Annotated in this window: 12 protein-coding genes; 8 read left to right on the top strand and 4 right to left on the bottom strand. The window is 73.0% G+C overall.

Translation table 11 applies throughout. The annotated features are described in order from the left end of the window. Positions 1-263: 263 nt before the first annotated feature. Complete coding sequence (locus ACIP67_RS33505; RefSeq protein ID WP_401696859.1) at positions 264-980, top strand: class III extradiol dioxygenase subunit B-like domain-containing protein; 717 nt, start codon at positions 264-266, stop codon at positions 978-980. Between the two features lie 310 nt (positions 981-1,290). On the opposite strand, the gene ACIP67_RS33500 is transcribed toward ACIP67_RS33505, so the two are convergent. Both ACIP67_RS33500 and ACIP67_RS33495 read right to left on the bottom strand, forming a co-directional pair. Further along, on the bottom strand, positions 1,291-1,560 hold the full coding sequence (locus ACIP67_RS33500; protein ID WP_401696856.1) for an antitoxin: 270 nt from the start codon (positions 1,558-1,560) through the stop codon (positions 1,291-1,293). A 24-nt stretch (positions 1,561-1,584) separates the two neighbouring features. Continuing rightward, positions 1,585-1,917, bottom strand: coding sequence for a hypothetical protein (locus tag ACIP67_RS33495; protein WP_401696854.1), 333 nt, complete (start codon positions 1,915-1,917; stop codon positions 1,585-1,587). Between the two features lie 182 nt (positions 1,918-2,099). On the opposite strand from ACIP67_RS33495, the gene miaA reads away from it, so the two are divergent. The 6 genes from miaA to hflX all read left to right on the top strand — a co-directional run bounded on the left by miaA (position 2,100) and on the right by hflX (position 10,708). Further along, positions 2,100-3,038, top strand: coding sequence for a tRNA (adenosine(37)-N6)-dimethylallyltransferase MiaA (gene miaA, locus ACIP67_RS33490; RefSeq protein WP_401696852.1), 939 nt, complete (start codon positions 2,100-2,102; stop codon positions 3,036-3,038). A gap of 108 nt (positions 3,039-3,146) precedes the next feature. Further along, positions 3,147-3,656, top strand: a complete 510-nt coding sequence (locus tag ACIP67_RS33485; RefSeq protein ID WP_401696949.1) for a hypothetical protein — start codon at positions 3,147-3,149, stop codon at positions 3,654-3,656. A gap of 133 nt (positions 3,657-3,789) precedes the next feature. Beyond that, positions 3,790-4,659 (top strand): diaminopimelate epimerase, encoded by an 870-nt coding sequence (dapF, locus tag ACIP67_RS33480; protein ID WP_401696850.1) that lies wholly within the window; start codon positions 3,790-3,792, stop codon positions 4,657-4,659. A gap of 300 nt (positions 4,660-4,959) precedes the next feature. After that, complete coding sequence (locus ACIP67_RS33475) at positions 4,960-7,227, top strand: RelA/SpoT family protein (protein WP_401696849.1); 2,268 nt, start codon at positions 4,960-4,962, stop codon at positions 7,225-7,227. Positions 7,228-7,426: 199 nt separating this feature from the next. Next, the gene (locus tag ACIP67_RS33470; RefSeq protein ID WP_401696847.1) at positions 7,427-9,079 is read left to right on the top strand and encodes a M1 family metallopeptidase; all 1,653 of its coding nucleotides are present in this window, start codon (positions 7,427-7,429) and stop codon (positions 9,077-9,079) included. A gap of 135 nt (positions 9,080-9,214) precedes the next feature. Next, a complete protein-coding gene (gene hflX, locus ACIP67_RS33465) occupies positions 9,215-10,708 on the top strand; it encodes a GTPase HflX (protein WP_401696845.1) in 1,494 nt (497 codons plus the stop codon). A 200-nt stretch (positions 10,709-10,908) separates the two neighbouring features. Here the strand turns inward: hflX and ACIP67_RS33460 are convergent, their stop codons facing one another. Together ACIP67_RS33460 and ACIP67_RS33455 are read right to left on the bottom strand one after the other, a co-directional pair. Beyond that, positions 10,909-12,132, bottom strand: coding sequence for a trypsin-like serine peptidase (locus ACIP67_RS33460; protein ID WP_401696844.1), 1,224 nt, complete (start codon positions 12,130-12,132; stop codon positions 10,909-10,911). A 284-nt stretch (positions 12,133-12,416) separates the two neighbouring features. Further along, on the bottom strand, positions 12,417-13,787 hold the full coding sequence (locus ACIP67_RS33455) for an alpha/beta hydrolase (protein ID WP_401696841.1): 1,371 nt from the start codon (positions 13,785-13,787) through the stop codon (positions 12,417-12,419). Between the two features lie 681 nt (positions 13,788-14,468). Here ACIP67_RS33455 and ACIP67_RS33450 point away from each other — a divergent pair. Then, on the top strand, positions 14,469-16,100 hold the full coding sequence (locus ACIP67_RS33450; RefSeq protein WP_401696839.1) for a diaminobutyrate--2-oxoglutarate transaminase family protein: 1,632 nt from the start codon (positions 14,469-14,471) through the stop codon (positions 16,098-16,100). The last annotated feature ends 139 nt before the right edge of the window (positions 16,101-16,239 follow it).

Raw genomic sequence — 16,239 nt, 5'->3', positions numbered from 1 at the left:
GGGTGGCCGGGGGCGTCGGCGGACGTGCCGGTTGACGGACCGGTGGCCGGGCGGGACGGCGGACGCGATGCCGGAGGCGCCGACGGACGTGCGGCGCCGCACGGCACGGTGGATACGCGGCCGGACGTGCGGCCGGACGGGCCGGTGGATGCGAAGCCGGCCGGCACGGCGGGCGTGTCGTGCGACCGGCCGACGGACGTACGGCGGGACGTCCGGACATGCTGATCGCGGGGTGACGACGGGCGGGGACTACGCTGCCGATCATGCTTGTCGCCGCCGCAGTCTGCCCCTGCCCGCCACTGCTCGTGCCCGAGGTCGCCGCGGGTGCCGCACCCGAGCTGGACGCCGCGCGTGCCGCCTGTTCCGACGCCCTCGGCGTGCTCGCCGCGGCACGGCCGGACCGGCTCCTGGTCGTCGGACCCGCCGACGAGTCGGGGCGGGGCACCTACCCGGAGGGCACACGCGGCTCGTTCCGGGGATACGGCGTGGACCTCGCCGTACGGCTGGGACGCGGCAGCGGGGAGGACGTGGCCGAGCGTGAACTGCCGGCCTCCCTCGCCGTCGGCGCCTGGCTGCTGGCGCGGCACGGATGGCCGAAGATCCCCGTCGAGGCACTCGGCGTCGCACCGCAACTCGCACCCGAGCGGTGCGCCGCGACGGGCCGGGAGATCGGCGCCCACCCGGGGCGGACCGCGCTGCTGGTGCTGGGCGACGCCAGCGCGTGCCGCACGCTGAAGGCGCCGGGCTATCTCGACGAACGCGCGGCGCCCTTCGACGCGGAGGTCGCGCGGGCCCTCGGCGCCGCGGACCTCCCGGCGCTCATGGCGCTCGACGCCTCACTGGCACGCGAGCTGAAGGCCGCGGGCCGGGCCCCCTGGCAGGTGCTCGCGGGCGCGGCCGAGAGCGCGGGCCTCGCGGGCACGCTGCTGTACGAGGACGCGCCGTACGGCGTCGGCTACGTGGTCGCGGCCTGGTCGTGACGCCCTGGACGATCACTTCCGGGCGGCCGTTCACTGGGCAGACGTCCCCGGGCGGTCGTGCCTGTCGGTCGTCCCCGGGCGGTCGTGCCTGTCGGCCGTCCCCGAGCGGTCGTGCCTGTCGGCCGTCCCCGGACGGTCGGACGGCGGACGGCCGCGTGCGTCGTCGCTCCGCGGCCGTCCGCCGGTCTGTCCGCTGATGTAGCTGTACTGCTGCTGTATCGCCGTGTTGCTGCTGTGCTGCTGTGCTGCTGTGCTGCTGCGTGCTGTACGGCTGCGTTGCCGTACTGCTGTTCTTGCCGTGGACCGCTGCTCAGGAGTGTGGCGGGGGCGTGCGCGGCGGCGTGAACGTGTCGCCGCCCGCCCCCGGCTCGTCCCTGTGCGCCAGCCGGTCCATGGCGCCCTTGGCCTTGTCGGTGCCCGTGTGGATCCTGTCGCTGTACTTGCCCTTGGTCCGGTCGTCGACGACCTTGGCGGCCTTGTCGATCCCGTGCTGGATCCTGTCCCCGTGCTGGTGCGCGAGGCCGGAAACCTTCCCCTTGGCCGGGGCGAGCTTGGCCTTCAGATGGTTCAAGAGACCCATGGGTCACCTTCTCTGACGGGTCCGTTACCTGCGGGCGCCCTCGCCGGCCTCGCTGTCGACGGTCTCCTCGGAGGACTGCTGCCGGGGGATCTCGACGCCGTCGGCGGCCGGGCTCCCGTCGGCCGACGACACCGTCTCCTCGGCGTCACCGGCCCCGGCGGAGTCCCGCCCCGGCCCGTCCCCCGCGGTCGGCGCCGCTTCCGCGTCCTCCGCCGGTGTGCCGGCCGCCGTCTCGGGAGTGATCTCCGCCTCCCGCGCGGGCACCTCCTCCGTGACCGTCTCCTTCGCCGCCGTCTCCTCGGCAGCCGTCTCCTCCGTGGTCTTCGACCTCCGGAAAAGCCGCGCCAAAACGCCCATATCCACTCCATACGGTACTCGTGCGGGCGAAATCCCGCGTTGCCCGGTGCGTCCGTTTGCGCCACCGGGATGTGCCGCCCCATGAACGGGCGACGGGAATCTCGCAACGGGCAACGACACCGCGGCGGCCCCGTCACGTAACTCGTTCGAGAGCCGGGTGAGAGGTTTGCGAAACTGGTGCCGTGAGCAGCGCACCCCTCGCCCCCCGCGTCATCGCCGTCGTCGGACCGACCGCGGCCGGAAAGTCCGATCTGGGCGTCTTCCTGGCCCGGCGCCTCGGCGGCGAGGTCGTCAACGCCGACTCCATGCAGCTCTACCGAGGGATGGACATCGGCACCGCCAAGCTGACGCCCGAGGAACGCGGCGGCATCCCGCACCACCTCCTGGACATCTGGGACGTCACGGTCACCGCCTCCGTCGCCGAGTACCAGAGACTGGCCCGCGCCCGGATCGACGCACTGCTCGCCGAGGGCCGCTGGCCGATCCTGGTCGGCGGCTCCGGGCTGTACGTCCGCGGCGCCGTCGACAACCTGGAGTTCCCCGGCACCGACCCCGAGGTCCGCGCCCGTCTGGAGGAGGAACTCACCCTGCGCGGCTCCGGCGCCCTGCACGCCCGGCTGGCCGCCGCCGACCCCGAGGCGGCGCAGGCGATCCTGCCCAGCAACGGCCGCCGCATCGTGCGCGCCCTCGAAGTGATCGAGATCACCGGCAAGCCCTTCACCGCCAACCTCCCGGGCCATGACTCCGTCTACGACACCGTCCAGATCGGCGTCGACGTGGCGCGCCCCGAACTCGACGACCGCATCACCCGCCGCGTGGACCGGATGTGGGACGCGGGGCTCGTGGACGAGGTGCGCGCGCTGGAGGCGCAAGGCCTGCGCGAGGGGCGTACGGCCTCGCGCGCGCTGGGCTACCAGCAGGTCCTCGCCGCACTCGCGGGTGAGTGCACCCAGGACGAGGCGCGCGCGGAGACCGTCCGTGCCACCAAGCGCTTCGCGCGCCGTCAGGATTCATGGTTCAGGCGCGACCCGCGGGTGCACTGGTTGAGTGGGGCCGCGGCGGACCTCACGGAACTTCCGCGGCTTGCGTCGGCGTTGGTCGAACGACCGGTTACAGCCTGATCACGTCATGGCATCGGGACGCTCAGGCCGTCATCCGGGCCTCCGGCCCCGTGCCATCATCGAGCTTCGATCGACCAAGTGGAGTCCGAGTTGGGAGGGCGCGTGGCGATGGAGGCCGGCCCTCGCGACACCGCACAAGGCACCGAACACCTCACCACCGAACGGGGTGAACCGGAGCCGGAGGAAGGACGTCTGAGCCCGGACGGGCCGGACGCCGACGACACGCAGGACGGCGTGACCGCCGACGGGCCCGAACCCGAGGAGATGTTCGCCGGCGGCCCCGAGGTCGAGGTCGAGCTGCGGCCCCAGCGCCGGCTGCGGATCTGGCACCTCGCCCCCATCGTGGGCCTGGCCGCCACGGGCTCCCTGATGTTCGCGTTCCCCCTCGCCTTCGACTTCGGCGACAGCGGCGCCGTGATCGCCATGCTGGGGCTGCTGATCTGCTCCTGCGCGGCAGGCTGGGGCATGATGGCCGCGCGCCGCGTCGGACACACCTGGCCCGGCCTGCCCCAGCGCGGCTCCGGCCGCCGCCCCGACTGGCGGGTCGTCCTCGCGTACGTCCTGGTCGTGGCCGCGGTCGTGGTCCTGGCCGTGTGGCGGGTCGCCCGGCTCCGCTAGGTCCGACAGTCCTGGGCGCCACGGTTCCCCGCACCTGGGGGACGCACGCCTGTACGCGCGCGTGCACGGCCGGACTCCCCGGGCGCCGGGCCGACGCGGGCCCGGTGTCGGAGCCACCCCGTACGATCGAGGAATGAGCACGCGGATCGCCTTCCTCAAGGGTCACGGCACGGAGAACGACTTCGTGATCGTTCCCGACCCCGAGAACGCCATCGACCTCCCCCCGACCGCCGTCGCCGCCCTGTGCGACCGGCGCGCGGGCATCGGCGGCGACGGGCTGCTGCACGTCGTGCGGTCCGCCGCGCACCCCGAGGCGCAGGCCATGGCGGCCGAGGCGGACTGGTTCATGGACTACCGCAACGGCGACGGCTCCGTCGCCGAGATGTGCGGCAACGGCGTCCGCGTCTTCGCGCGCTACCTCCAGCACGCCGGACTCGCCACCGAGGGCGACCTCGCGGTCGCCACGCGCGCGGGCGTACGGACGGTGCACCTCGCCAAGGACGGGGACGTCACCGTCGGCATGGGCCGGGCACGCCTGCCCGAGGGGGACGTCACGGTGACCGTCGGCGAGCGCACCTGGCCCGCCCGGAACGTGAACATGGGCAACCCGCACGCCGTCGCCTTCGTCGACGATCTCGCGCACGCCGGCGACCTGCTCGCCCCGCCGCCCTTCCGCCCCGCCTCCGCCTACCCCGACGGCGTCAACGTCGAGTTCGTCGTCGACCGCGGCCCGCGGCACGTCGCGCTGCGCGTGCACGAGCGCGGATCCGGCGAGACCCGCTCGTGCGGCACGGGCGCGTGCGCCGTCGCCGTGGCCACCGCGCGCCGGGACGGCGCCGACCCCGCCGTCACCGGCACACCGGCCACGTACACGGTGGACGTCCCCGGCGGCCGCCTCGTCATCACCGAGCGCCCCGACGGGGAGATCGAGATGACCGGCCCGGCGGTCATCGTCGCCGAAGGCGCGATCGACCCGGAGTGGCTGGAAACCGCCGCCCGCTGACGGGTTCGCCGTTTTGGTATCGGAGGCCGACACGGCCCGGTCGCGCACGGAAGTGCCGCCGGGACCGGATCCGCGTCTTCGACTTCGCGACCTGCCGCAGGTCAGGCGGCGCAAAACCGTAAACCTCCCGACGGTCGCTCGAATGGGTGATCCGTTTCACGCTCGGGGAGAGGCGGTCGGTCGGGCGTGGTGGGCTCGGTAGCATCAAGCACCGGCCCGGACGGGAGACCGTTGCCAGGCCCCTGAGCCGTGTCCGCCCCGGGGCACTCCGTCCGCCGGTCCACGCAGCCGGAGGTGCCCATGAGTGCGGAGGCCACGAACCCCGCGACCCCAGGCCCGGTGGTGCCTGTCGCTCCCCGCAGGCGCAGTCGCCCCCGGATCGACCTGCGGCGGCTGGGCCGGGCCGCGTTGCTCGGCCCCGCCTCGCGCGGCCGGCTGCCCGACGCGATCGGCCATGTCGTCGAGGCGCACCGGGCCCACCACCCCGACGCCGACCTGGACCCGCTGCGCCGCGCCTATGTGCTCGCCGAGTCCTCGCACCGCGGCCAGATGCGCAAGAGCGGTGAGCCGTACATCACGCATCCCCTCGCCGTGACCCTCATCCTCGCCGAACTGGGCGCCGAGACCACCACGTTGACGGCCTCCCTGCTGCACGACACCGTCGAGGACACCGATGTGACGCTCGAACAGGTCCGCGAGGAGTTCGGCGAGGAGGTGCGCTACCTCGTCGACGGCGTGACGAAGCTGGAGAAGGTCGACTACGGCGCCGCCGCCGAGCCCGAGACCTTCCGCAAGATGCTCGTCGCCACCGGCAACGACGTCCGCGTGATGTCGATCAAACTGGCCGACCGGCTGCACAACATGCGCACCCTGGGCGTGATGCGCCCCGAGAAACAGGCCCGCATCGCCAAGGTCACCCGCGACGTCCTCATCCCGCTCGCCGAACGCCTCGGAGTCCAGGCCCTCAAGACCGAGTTGGAGGACCTCGTCTTCGCGATCCTCCACCCCGAGGAGTACGCGCACACACGCGAGCTGATCGCCGAGAACGCCACCCGCGCCGACGACCCGCTCGCCGAGTTCGCCGACGCGATGCGCGGCGTGCTGCGCGAGGCCGACATCCAGGCGGACGTGCTCATCCGGCCCCGGCACTTCGTCTCCGTCCACCGCGTCTCCCGCAAACGCGGGCGGCTGCGCGGCTGTGACCTCGGCCGCCTGCTCGTCCTCGTCAACGAGGACGCCGACTGTTACGCGGTCCTCGGCGAACTGCACACCTGTATGACGCCGGTCGTCTCGGAGTTCAAGGACTTCATCGCCGTCCCCAAGTTCAACCTGTACCAGTCGCTGCACACCGCCGTCGCCCGCGCGGACGGCCAGGTCGTCGAAGTCCTCATCCGCACCCACCAGATGCACAAGGTCGCCGAGGCCGGTGTCGTCGCACTCGGCAACCCCTACGCCTCCCCCGCGGAGGAACAGAATCTCTCGGGCGACGGCGAACGGGTCGACCCCACCCGGCCCGGCTGGCTCTCCCGTCTCCTCGACTGGCAGGAAGCCGCCCCCGACCCGGACACCTTCTGGTCGACCCTGCGCGAGGACCTCGCCCAGGACCGCGAGATCACCGTCTTCCGGCCCGACGGCGGCACCCTCGGCCTGCCCGAGGGCGCCACCTGCGTGGACGCCGCGTACGCGCAGTACGGCGAGGACGCCCACGCCTGCATCGGCGCCCGCGTCAACGGCCGCCTCGCGACCCTGAGCACGGTGTTGCGGGACGGAGACACCGTCCAGCTCCTCATGGGCCAGGACCCGGCCTCCGAGCCCTCCAGGGAGTGGCTGGAGCACGCCCACACCCCGGCCGCCCGCATCGCCATCCAGCGGTGGCTGGCCACGCACCCCGCGCCCGACGGCGCGGCGGAGGAGCCCGACGGCGGATCCGCCGTCGGATCCGGCGGCGGACGGCCTCGGCCCGGCGGGCATGGCAGGCACGGTGCGCACGGCGTGGACGGTGCTCCCGGCGGGGACGCCGGAGGAGACATGACCGCCGGGGCGACGGGCGTGGGGGGAGCCGCCGAGGGCGTCTCCGCGCGACCCGCCTCCGAGGGACCGGTCTCCCGGCCCGGCGACGCGATCACCGCCGTGGACCGGCCCCGGGCGAGCGTCCGGCTCGCCGGCTGCTGCACGCCCGTGCCCTCCGACGAGGTGACCGGTTTCGCCGTGCGCGGGGGAGCGGTGACCGTGCACCGTGTGGAGTGCGCCGCCGTGGCGCGTATGACGAATGCGGGGCGCGCGCGGGTCGACGTGCGCTGGGGAGACACCACCGAGTGCCGGGTCACCCTGGTTGCTGAATCGTTCGGCCGCCCCCATCTGCTCGCCGACCTCACCGAGGCGATGGCACTGGAGGGCGCGGAGATCGTCTCCGCGACCGTCGAACCCCCGAGCCAGCAACGCGTACGCCACACCTACACGCTCCAGCTCCCCGACGCGGCCCACCTGCCCGCTCTGATGCGTGCCATGCGGAACGTGCCCGGTGTGTACGACGTGACCCGGGCACAGCACCACGCACCGACCCCCTGAGACGCGGCCCGCCCGGCCGGCCACCTCGCCGCCCGGCCGGCCACCTCGCCGGCCGGCGGCCCGCCCGGCCGGCGAGGCGGTCGCGGCCGCCGGCGCGGCGTCCCGCCCCTCACCCACCACCCGCACCCGGGCAGTCCGTTCGAGTGGGCCGGTCGCGCGCCGTCGCGGAGCTGCACGCGCGCGCTGGTAGCGGTGGTGCATGCCCCTCACCCCCCGCGCCCCCATCACCTTTGGCACCACTCGCACCGGCACTACTCGCACCACTGGCACCACCGGCACCACCAGCACTGGCACCACCGGCACCACCAGCACCGGCACCACCGGCACCACGGGCACCACCGGCACCACCGGTAGCCCTCTCACCCCGCCGCCCGACCGTCCCCGGACCGTCTCCTCGCGGCGTCTCACCTCCGCGCTCCTCGCCTCGGCCGTCTCGGTCTGTCTCGTCGCCGCGGGCGCACCCGCGACCCCGCTCGGCATCGGCGACCGCCTCTTCCCGCACCTGGGCAACCCCGGGTACGACGTGACCGCCTACAACCTGTCCTTCACGTACTCCGGTGACAACAGCCGGCCGCTCCGGGCGGTCACCACCATCGACGGCCGGACCACCACCGCCCTGACCCGGATCAACCTCGACTTCGCCCACGGCACGGTCGAGTCCGTCGAGGTCGACGGAGAGCCCGCCGCCTTCACCGGAGCCGGCGAGGACCTGGTGATCACACCGGAGGAGCCGCTGCGCGCGGGCGACCGGATGCACGTCACCGTGCGGCACACCAGCGATCCGGTGAGCGTCGCCGGACGGGACGGCGGCTGGGTGCGGACCGCGGACGGCCTGGCCATGGCCAACCAGGCGGACGCCGCCCACCTGGCGTTCCCCTGCAACGACCACCCCTCCGACAAGGCGAGGTTCACGATCCGGGTCACCGCGCCCGCCGGCTACACGGCCGTCGCCAACGGTCTGCCGGCCGGCGTCGACAGGTCCGGCCGCACGACCACTTGGACGTACCGCACGCACCACCCCATGGCCACCGAGCTCGCCCAGGTGTCCATCGGCCGCTCCACCGTCCTGCACCGCAAGGGCCCGCACGGACTGCCCGTCCGGGACGTCGTACCCACCGGGGACCGCGAGCGCCTCGAACCGTGGCTGAAGAAGACCCCCGACCAGATCACCTGGATGGAGAACAAGGTCGGCCGCTACCCCTTCGAGACGTACGGCCTGCTCATGGCCGACGCCGCTACCGGATTCGAGCTCGAGACGCAGACCCTCTCCCTCTTCGAGAAGGACCTGTTCACCGAGCCCGCCTACCCCCGCTGGTACGTCGAGTCGATCATGGTGCACGAGCTGGCCCACCAGTGGTTCGGCGACAGCGTCACCCCCCGCACCTGGTCCGACCTGTGGCTCAACGAGGGACACGCCACCTGGTACGAGGCCCTCCACGCGGAGGAGAAGGCGGGCCGCACCATGGAGGCCCGCATGAAGGCGGCGTACGGGGCCTCCGACCGCTGGCGTGCGGCCGGCGGTCCGCCCGCCGCCCCCAAGCCGCCGGTGCCCGGCCAGAAGATCGGCATCTTCCGCGCGAACGTCTACGACGGCGCCGCCCTCGTGCTGTACGCCCTGCGCCAGAAGATCGGCACTCGCGCGTTCGAGCAGGTGGAGCGGGCCTGGGTGCGCGATCACCGGGACGCCACGGCGGGCACCGCCGACTTCCTGCGCCTCGCCGAAAGGACCTCCGGACGCGACCTCGGGACCTTCTTCCGGGGCTGGCTGTACGGCGAGAAGACCCCGCCGATGCCCGGACACCCGGAGTGGACATCGGCGGCGCCCGCACCCACCGCGCAGGCCGCGGAATAAGGCGGTGACGAGACGGGCCGTACCGTGCGACCATCGTCAGGTCGGCGCGGCACGGGACGACGGGAATCTCCCGGGGTACTCGTGCGTTGACCATGAAGACCACCGAATCGGCATCCCCAACGACGTAAGGACCCAATGACCTCCTCTTCTTCCCCTTCCCAGGACACCAAGCGCTTCGCGCACGCCTACCCCGAAGGTCTTCGGGCCGATGCCCTGATGGAAGAGGACGTCGCCTGGAGCCACGAGATCGACGGAGAGCGGGACGGCGACCAGTACGACCGCTCCGAGCGCGCGGCCCTGCGCCGCGTCGCGGGCCTCTCCACCGAGCTCGAGGACGTCACCGAGGTCGAGTACCGGCAGCTCCGCCTGGAGCGGGTCGTGCTCGTCGGCGTCTGGACCTCGGGGACCGTGCAGGACTCGGAGAACTCCCTCGCGGAGCTGGCCGCCCTCGCGGAGACCGCGGGCGCGCTGGTGCTCGACGGCGTGATCCAGCGCCGTGACAAGCCCGACGCGGCCACCTACATCGGCTCCGGCAAGGCCGACGAACTGCGGGACATCGTGCTCGAAACGGGCGCCGACACTGTCATCTGCGACGGTGAGCTCAGCCCGGGTCAGCTGATCCACCTCGAGGACGTCGTCAAGGTCAAGGTCATCGACCGTACGGCCCTGATCCTCGACATCTTCGCCCAGCACGCCAAGTCCCGGGAGGGCAAGGCGCAGGTCGCGCTCGCGCAGATGCAGTACATGCTGCCGAGGCTGCGAGGCTGGGGTCAGTCGCTGTCCCGGCAGATGGGCGGCGGCAAGGGCGGCGGCCTCGCCACCCGAGGTCCCGGTGAGACCAAGATCGAGACGGACCGGCGTCGGATCCGCGAGAAGATGGCGAAGATGCGCCGTGAGATCGCGGAGATGAAGACCGGCCGCGAGATCAAGCGTCAGGAGCGCAAGCGCCACAAGGTGCCGTCCGTGGCCATCGCGGGCTACACCAACGCCGGCAAGTCCTCGCTGCTCAACCGTCTCACCGGCGCGGGTGTCCTGGTCGAGAACGCCCTGTTCGCGACCCTCGACCCGACCGTGCGCCGGGCCGAGACCCCGAGCGGCCGGCTGTACACGCTGGCGGACACCGTCGGCTTCGTCCGGCACCTGCCGCACCACCTGGTCGAGGCGTTCCGCTCCACCATGGAGGAGGTCGGCGAGTCCGACCTGATCCTCCACGTGGTGGACGGCTCGCACCCGAACCCGGAGGAGCAGCTGGCCGCCGTCCGTGAGGTGGTCCAGGACGTCGGCGCCACCGACGTGCCCGAGATCGTCGTGATCAACAAGGCGGACGCGGCCGACCCGCTGACGCTCCAGCGGCTCATGCGGATCGAGAAGCGTTCCATCGCGGTCTCGGCCCGCACCGGCCAGGGCATCGACGAGCTGCTCGCGCTCATCGACGACGAGCTGCCGCGCCCGTCGGTCGAGATCGAGGCGCTCGTGCCGTACACGCTGGGCAAGCTGGTCGCCCGTGCCCACACCGAGGGCGAGGTGATCTCCGCGGAGCACACGGCGGAGGGCACCCTGCTGAAGGCGCGGGTGCACGAGGAACTCGCGGCGGACCTCGCGCCGTACGTCCCGGCATCGCTCGCCTGACACCCTCCCGTACGACGGCCCGCCCCCTGCTCGGTGCAGGGGGCGGGCCGTCGGCGTGCACGGGTTCTGCTCGGGGACGGCGGTCGTCGTGACCGCCCTGGTCGTCGCCGAGCCGGTCGACTCACGCGACCGTCCTCAGCCCGCTGTGCGTCGGGCGACGGCTGCGGGCGCCGGGCAGTCCCCGGCGCCCGCCGCGCGCATCACTGCCCGGCGAACTTGCCGCTCACCGAGTCGTACACGCTCTCGGCCACCTCACCCAGCCGCGGCCCCGCGAGCCAGCCCGCCTTCACGGGGCCGATCGAGGTGTTGGACACCAGTGCCGGCTCGCCGTCCGAGCCGGTCGCCACCCAGCCGCCGCCGGACGCGCCGCCGGTCATCGTGCAGCCGATGCGGTACATCGTCGGGTCCGTGGCGTTCAGCGACAGCCGCCCCGGCGCATCCTGGCACTGGTACAGCTTCTGCCCGTCGTACGGCGCCGCCGCCGGGTAACCCGTGGCGGTCACACTGCCCACCTTCGCCACGGCCGGCGCCGCGAAGTCCACCGGCAGTGCCGAACCGACCGTCTCCTCCAGCGACTTGCCCGAACCACCCTCCTCGGGCGTCACATGGATCACCGCGAAGTCGTACGAGGCACCGTCACCGCCGGTCTGCCCGCCCTGCGCGATCCACTGGTCCGAGGTCTGCGCCCAGTCACCCCACCAGACGCCGTACGGCGCCACCTGCTCCTTGGTGGCCGTCTGCAACGCCGCGTCCGTCATGCCCGAGTCGTTGTACGACGGCACGAACGCGATGTTGCGGTACCAGCCGCCCTCCTTGCCGGCGTGCACGCAGTGGCCCGCCGTCCACACCAGGTTGGACTTGCCGGGGTGTGCCGGGTCCTGGACGACCGTCGCCGAGCAGACCATCGTGCCCTCGGGGGAGTCGAAGAACACCTTGCCCGCCTCGGGAGCGTTGGCGTGGTAGGCGGGCGACACGGCCGTCGCCTCCACCACCGCGGGCGTCGGGTCGGTCACGCCCTGGTCGTCCGCGAGGTCGCTGTCGTCGACCGCCCGCTCCGGGTCCTCGGCCTCACGCATCCGGTCCTCGTCCCACAGACCCTCGATGATCGGGTTGATGTAGTCCTGCGCCTCGCGCAGCCAGTCGTCCCGGTCCCAGTCCTTCCAGGCGCCGTTCTTCCACTTGTCGAGGTCGATCCCGTGCTCCTTGAGCCGGTCCTTGATGTCGTCCGGGATCGTGATCTTGCCGTCGCCACCCGCGGAGGCGGACGCGGTGGCCTCGCCTCCCGCGTCGGCGCTGCCCGAGTCGCACGCGGTCGCGGTGAGCACGAGCACCGAGGCGAGAGCAACAGCGCCCAGCAAGGGGGAAGTTCTGCGGTGGGCGTCCCTCCCCCGACGTATGGTCAACGACGGCCGTATGGATCGCATGGTCTGACTCCCCCTGCTGTGAACGAACTTGGAGCGGTGGCCGTTCCCGGCGTGGAACTCATGGTGATCTCACGCCCGGTTCACATGGGCCTCATGGCCCTGTGGAACGGCCTCACACGATATGCGCTCACCGCGGGGGACTTCCGCCGGAACGGCAACGGTTCGGCTACAAGCCGCCTGACCTGCTCATCGTCCCTGTGGGGAGGGGTAATTCCCGGTGCTGCCGACGAGGGTGGGGCGAGGGTGAGGACGCGATCCGGCGCGCCCCCACCGCCGAGACGCCGTCAGCGACCATCACCCTGACGGTCACGGCCGACCGTCAGGGGCGCGGGCCGGTACACGACGTAGGCCGCCTCGCCCAGATCGAGCGCGGTGGCCGACCGCTGGAGCGCCGCCGGGGTCGCGGCGCTGCCCCAACGCCCGGTGGTGACGCGGTGCTCCAGAGCGCGCAGGGCGGCCACCGTCTCCGCGGCGGTGAAGGTGCAGTGCCCCTGCCGCTCGACGTACGCCTGGCGCAGCAAGGCACCGTCACCCGCCGCGCGCACCCGGTCGCCGAACCGGCGCTCCTGCTCCACGGGGACGAGCGCGTCGGCCGTGGTGTGGATGTTCAGCAGCGGCACGGCCAGCCCCTGACCCGCCGACGAGGTGCGCTCGGCGGTGCGCACCGCGGCCGGATCCGCGGTGATCTCCGCACCGTCCGTCAGCGCCTCCAGATCGGCGCCCAGATCCAGCCCGGCGCTCCGGTACAGGGCACGCACCTGCGGCGCGTGCACGGAACCGGCCAGCAGGCGCGCGTAGTCGACGCCCCGGTTCCAGGAGTTGTTGCCTCCGACCGACTGCTCGACCGCGTACCGCCCTCCTTCGATGAACGACAGGACACCGCTCGCGAACCACGCGTACTGCTGTTCCTCCTGGCCCGCCCAGTCGTCCGCCGCGGGCCGGTCCCGGTCGGGGGCCCATGCCGGGAGGTTGAGGAAGGCCGCGGCCAGCGCGACGCGGGCCCGCCCCTGAGGGGTGGCCTGCGCCGCTGCGACGGCGTCGGTGAGCACACGGGCGGTGTCGGCCGCCTCGGCGGCCGAGCCGAAGCCCACCAGCTCGACCTGCTCGCCGGGCAGCAGCAGCCGGGCGAGCGTGTACTCGGCGTCGAGCTGGTAGTTGTCCAGGTCGGTGCCGCCCGCCACCAGCCCGCAGAGCCCCAGCGCGCCGTCGATCCGGCCGGCTCCGTCCCGCGCGAGCTGAGCGTTGACGAGTCCTCCCATGGACTGGCCGACGGTGAGGGTGCGCTCGGGCTCCCCGATCTCGGCCGTGACCGCGTCCAGCGTGGCGAACTGGTCGCGTTCGGCACTGGCCAGCGCCCACTTCGAGCCGTTGGGGTCGTAGGAGGAGCCGGCCAGCGCGTAGCCCTCGGCGAGCAGTTCCGCGCGCACGGCGTCGGAGGGCGCGTTCTGCGCGACGAGCGAGCCGAAGCCGTGGCTGTACAGGACGAGGGTGCCGTTCCAGTCGGCGGGTACGTCGGCGATCCAGGTGGCGCCGTCGGCCAGGGTGCCGGTGAGGCGGGCGACCGCAATTTCCGCCTGTGCGGCCGGAGCTGACAGCAGCGACGTGATCAGGGCGGTGGCCGCGGCGGCGAGGGTGAGTGCAGGACGGACACGCATGAGGCGACTCCTGTCGTGGGGGGTGAGGCGTTGGGCGTGGGGGCGGGTGTGGCTGCCGGCCGATGCGAGCGTCCCGGAATGTAGGGCGATTATTGTGTCGCAGTCAATAAAATGCACAACATCTGCAAGGGGGGTGAGGTGAGGGGCGAGGGGGAGGTGGTGGGTGAGTAGGGCAACAGGTGGCCCTGATCGTGGCCGAGTGATGAGGGGAAGGCGGCATGCCGGGTCGCGCCCTCACCGCCTCGACGGCGTCACCGCACGAGTCTCGACGTAACCCGTAACCCGCTGGACCTGTCGGGGTTGGTAGCCATGGGGCCTGCCGTCTGTGTGCTGCCCCGCGTGCGGAACCTCACCGAGGGCATGGGGAACGCCGTTTCCCAAGGTCGACGACCCGGCGCCGGCCCTTGAGGGTTCCGCCACGCACCGACTCGCCTCTGCACAGCGGGAGGAACAGGAGCCGTGGCCGTGACCGAGCCTGTACCGGGGGAGGTGCCATCGAGGTGCTCAGGCGACGACGGAGACGTCGCCCTGTGGACAGCCCCGGCCGGGGGAGCTGACGTGGGAAGGTCCACGACTGTGACTCCCGCCGGCGGGACTTCTCCCTCGGATGTCGGGGCTCCGGGGGGCGGGATGTCCGCGGACGGGCTCACCGCAGACGGGACCCCGACCCTCGGGACTTCCATGCCCAAGCCCTCCGCCGGCAGGGTGCCCGAGGCGCGGAGTGCCGTCGGTGAGGGCGCTCCCGTTGCGCGGGCGTCGGCAGGAGGTCGCCCGGCCCAGGAGGGGATCCTGCGGCGGCAGTCCCTGCGCGAGTCGGCGGCGCGCACCTATGCGCGTTCCCTGCCGATCGTGCCCGTGCGGGCGCGCGGGCTGACCATCGAGGGCGCTGACGGCCGCCGCTACCTCGACTGCCTGTCGGGCGCCGGCACCCTGGCGCTCGGCCACAACCACCCCGTCGTGCTGGAGGCCATCCGCAAGGTCCTGGACTCCGGCGCACCCCTGCACGTCCTCGACCTGGCCACCCCCGTCAAGGACGCCTTCACCACCGAGCTGTTCCGCAGTCTGCCGTCCGGGCTCGCCGACCGCGCGCGCGTACAGTTCTGCGGACCGGCCGGCACGGACGCGGTGGAGGCCGCGCTGAAGCTGGTGCGGGCCGCCACCGGCCGTACGGGAGTCCTGGCGTTCACCGGCGCCTACCACGGCATGACCGCCGGCTCCCTCGACGCATCCGGTGGTGCCTTCGACGTACGGGTGACGCGCCTGCCCTATCCGCAGGACTACCGCTGCCCGTTCGGTGTCGGTGGCGAGCGGGGCACCGAACTCGCCGCTCGTTGGACGGAGTCCGTGCTCGACGATCCCAAGTCCGGTGTGCGAACACCCGCCGGGATGATCCTCGAACCCGTCCAGGGCGAGGGCGGGGTGATTCCGGCACCGGACGCCTGGATGCAGCGCATGCGGCAGATCACGGCCGAACGGTCCATCCCGCTGATCGCCGACGAGGTCCAGACGGGCGTGGGCCGGACCGGCGCCTTCTGGGCGGTGGAACACAGCGGGGTCACCCCCGATGTCATGGTCCTCTCCAAGGCGATCGGCGGCAGCCTCCCCCTCGCCGTCATCGTCTACCGCGACAGCCTCGACGTCTGGGAACCCGGCGCCCACGCGGGTACGTTCCGCGGCAACCAGCTCGCCATGGCCGCCGGAACGGCGACCCTCGCCTACGTCCGCGCCAACGGCCTCGCCGACCACGCCGCCCGCCTGGGCGCCCGCATGCTCTCCCAGCTCCGGCAACTCGCCCAGCGCGTCCCGTACATGGGCGACGTCCGAGGGCGAGGGCTGATGATCGGGATCGAGATGGTGGACCCCGAGGGCGCGTGCGACCGGACGAGTGGCCCGGCCGGAGCCGTCCCCTCCACACCGCACCCGCCGGCCGGCGCGACGAGTACCCCGGAAGCCGCCCATGGCCCTCACCCCGCCGCTCCCGGCCTGGCGGTGGCCGTCCAACGCGAGTGCCTGCGACGCGGCCTGATCGTCGAACTCGGCGGGCGCCACGGAAGCGTCGTCCGCCTGCTGCCGCCCCTCACGATCACCGACGAGCAGGCGGCCGCCGTACTCGACCGGCTGGCGGACGCGATGGAGGTGGTGGCCCGCACCCACGCCGACCGACCGTGCCAGGCCGGTCACCCGGGTCACGCCGGGCGACCTGGCCACATCGGCCGCACGGGCCACGCCCGCCACCACCGACCCGGCCCACCGCAACAGCCGACCGGTCCACCCCCGCCGCCAGGGGCCGCCGGTGCCCAAGGCGACAGCTGACCCGGCCCACGCCCGCACAGACCTGCCACGAAGGCCGAGCCCACCGGCGGCCCGTGTACCGCGAGGCTCCCGCCACCCACGAGGGAGCAGCCCCGCCGACCACCCGCGGCCACCCCCGTCACCTCGGGCCGGCCACTCC

The sequence above is a fragment of the Streptomyces sp. NPDC088812 genome, assembly GCF_044750285.1.
Lineage (GTDB): Bacteria > Actinomycetota > Actinomycetes > Streptomycetales > Streptomycetaceae > Streptomyces.
The sequence above is the reverse complement of the archived record's forward strand: the minus strand, read 5'-3'. Positions and strand labels throughout refer to the sequence as shown.

Bases quoted from the DNA above. Each gene is read 5' to 3' on its own strand.
- ACIP67_RS33470 (WP_401696847.1), top strand. From the start codon at position 7,427: ATGCCCCTCACCCCCCGCGCCCCCATCACCTTTGGCACCACTCGCACC.
- ACIP67_RS33455 (WP_401696841.1), bottom strand. From the start codon at position 13,787: ATGCGTGTCCGTCCTGCACTCACCCTCGCCGCCGCGGCCACCGCCCTG.
- ACIP67_RS33500 (WP_401696856.1), bottom strand. From the start codon at position 1,560: ATGGGTCTCTTGAACCATCTGAAGGCCAAGCTCGCCCCGGCCAAGGGG.
- dapF (WP_401696850.1), top strand. From the start codon at position 3,790: ATGAGCACGCGGATCGCCTTCCTCAAGGGTCACGGCACGGAGAACGAC.
- hflX (WP_401696845.1), top strand. From the start codon at position 9,215: ATGACCTCCTCTTCTTCCCCTTCCCAGGACACCAAGCGCTTCGCGCAC.
- ACIP67_RS33485 (WP_401696949.1), top strand. From the start codon at position 3,147: ATGGAGGCCGGCCCTCGCGACACCGCACAAGGCACCGAACACCTCACC.
- ACIP67_RS33450 (WP_401696839.1), top strand. From the start codon at position 14,469: ATGCCCAAGCCCTCCGCCGGCAGGGTGCCCGAGGCGCGGAGTGCCGTC.
- ACIP67_RS33460 (WP_401696844.1), bottom strand. From the start codon at position 12,132: ATGCGATCCATACGGCCGTCGTTGACCATACGTCGGGGGAGGGACGCC.
- ACIP67_RS33475 (WP_401696849.1), top strand. From the start codon at position 4,960: ATGAGTGCGGAGGCCACGAACCCCGCGACCCCAGGCCCGGTGGTGCCT.
- ACIP67_RS33505 (WP_401696859.1), top strand. From the start codon at position 264: ATGCTTGTCGCCGCCGCAGTCTGCCCCTGCCCGCCACTGCTCGTGCCC.
- ACIP67_RS33495 (WP_401696854.1), bottom strand. From the start codon at position 1,917: ATGGGCGTTTTGGCGCGGCTTTTCCGGAGGTCGAAGACCACGGAGGAG.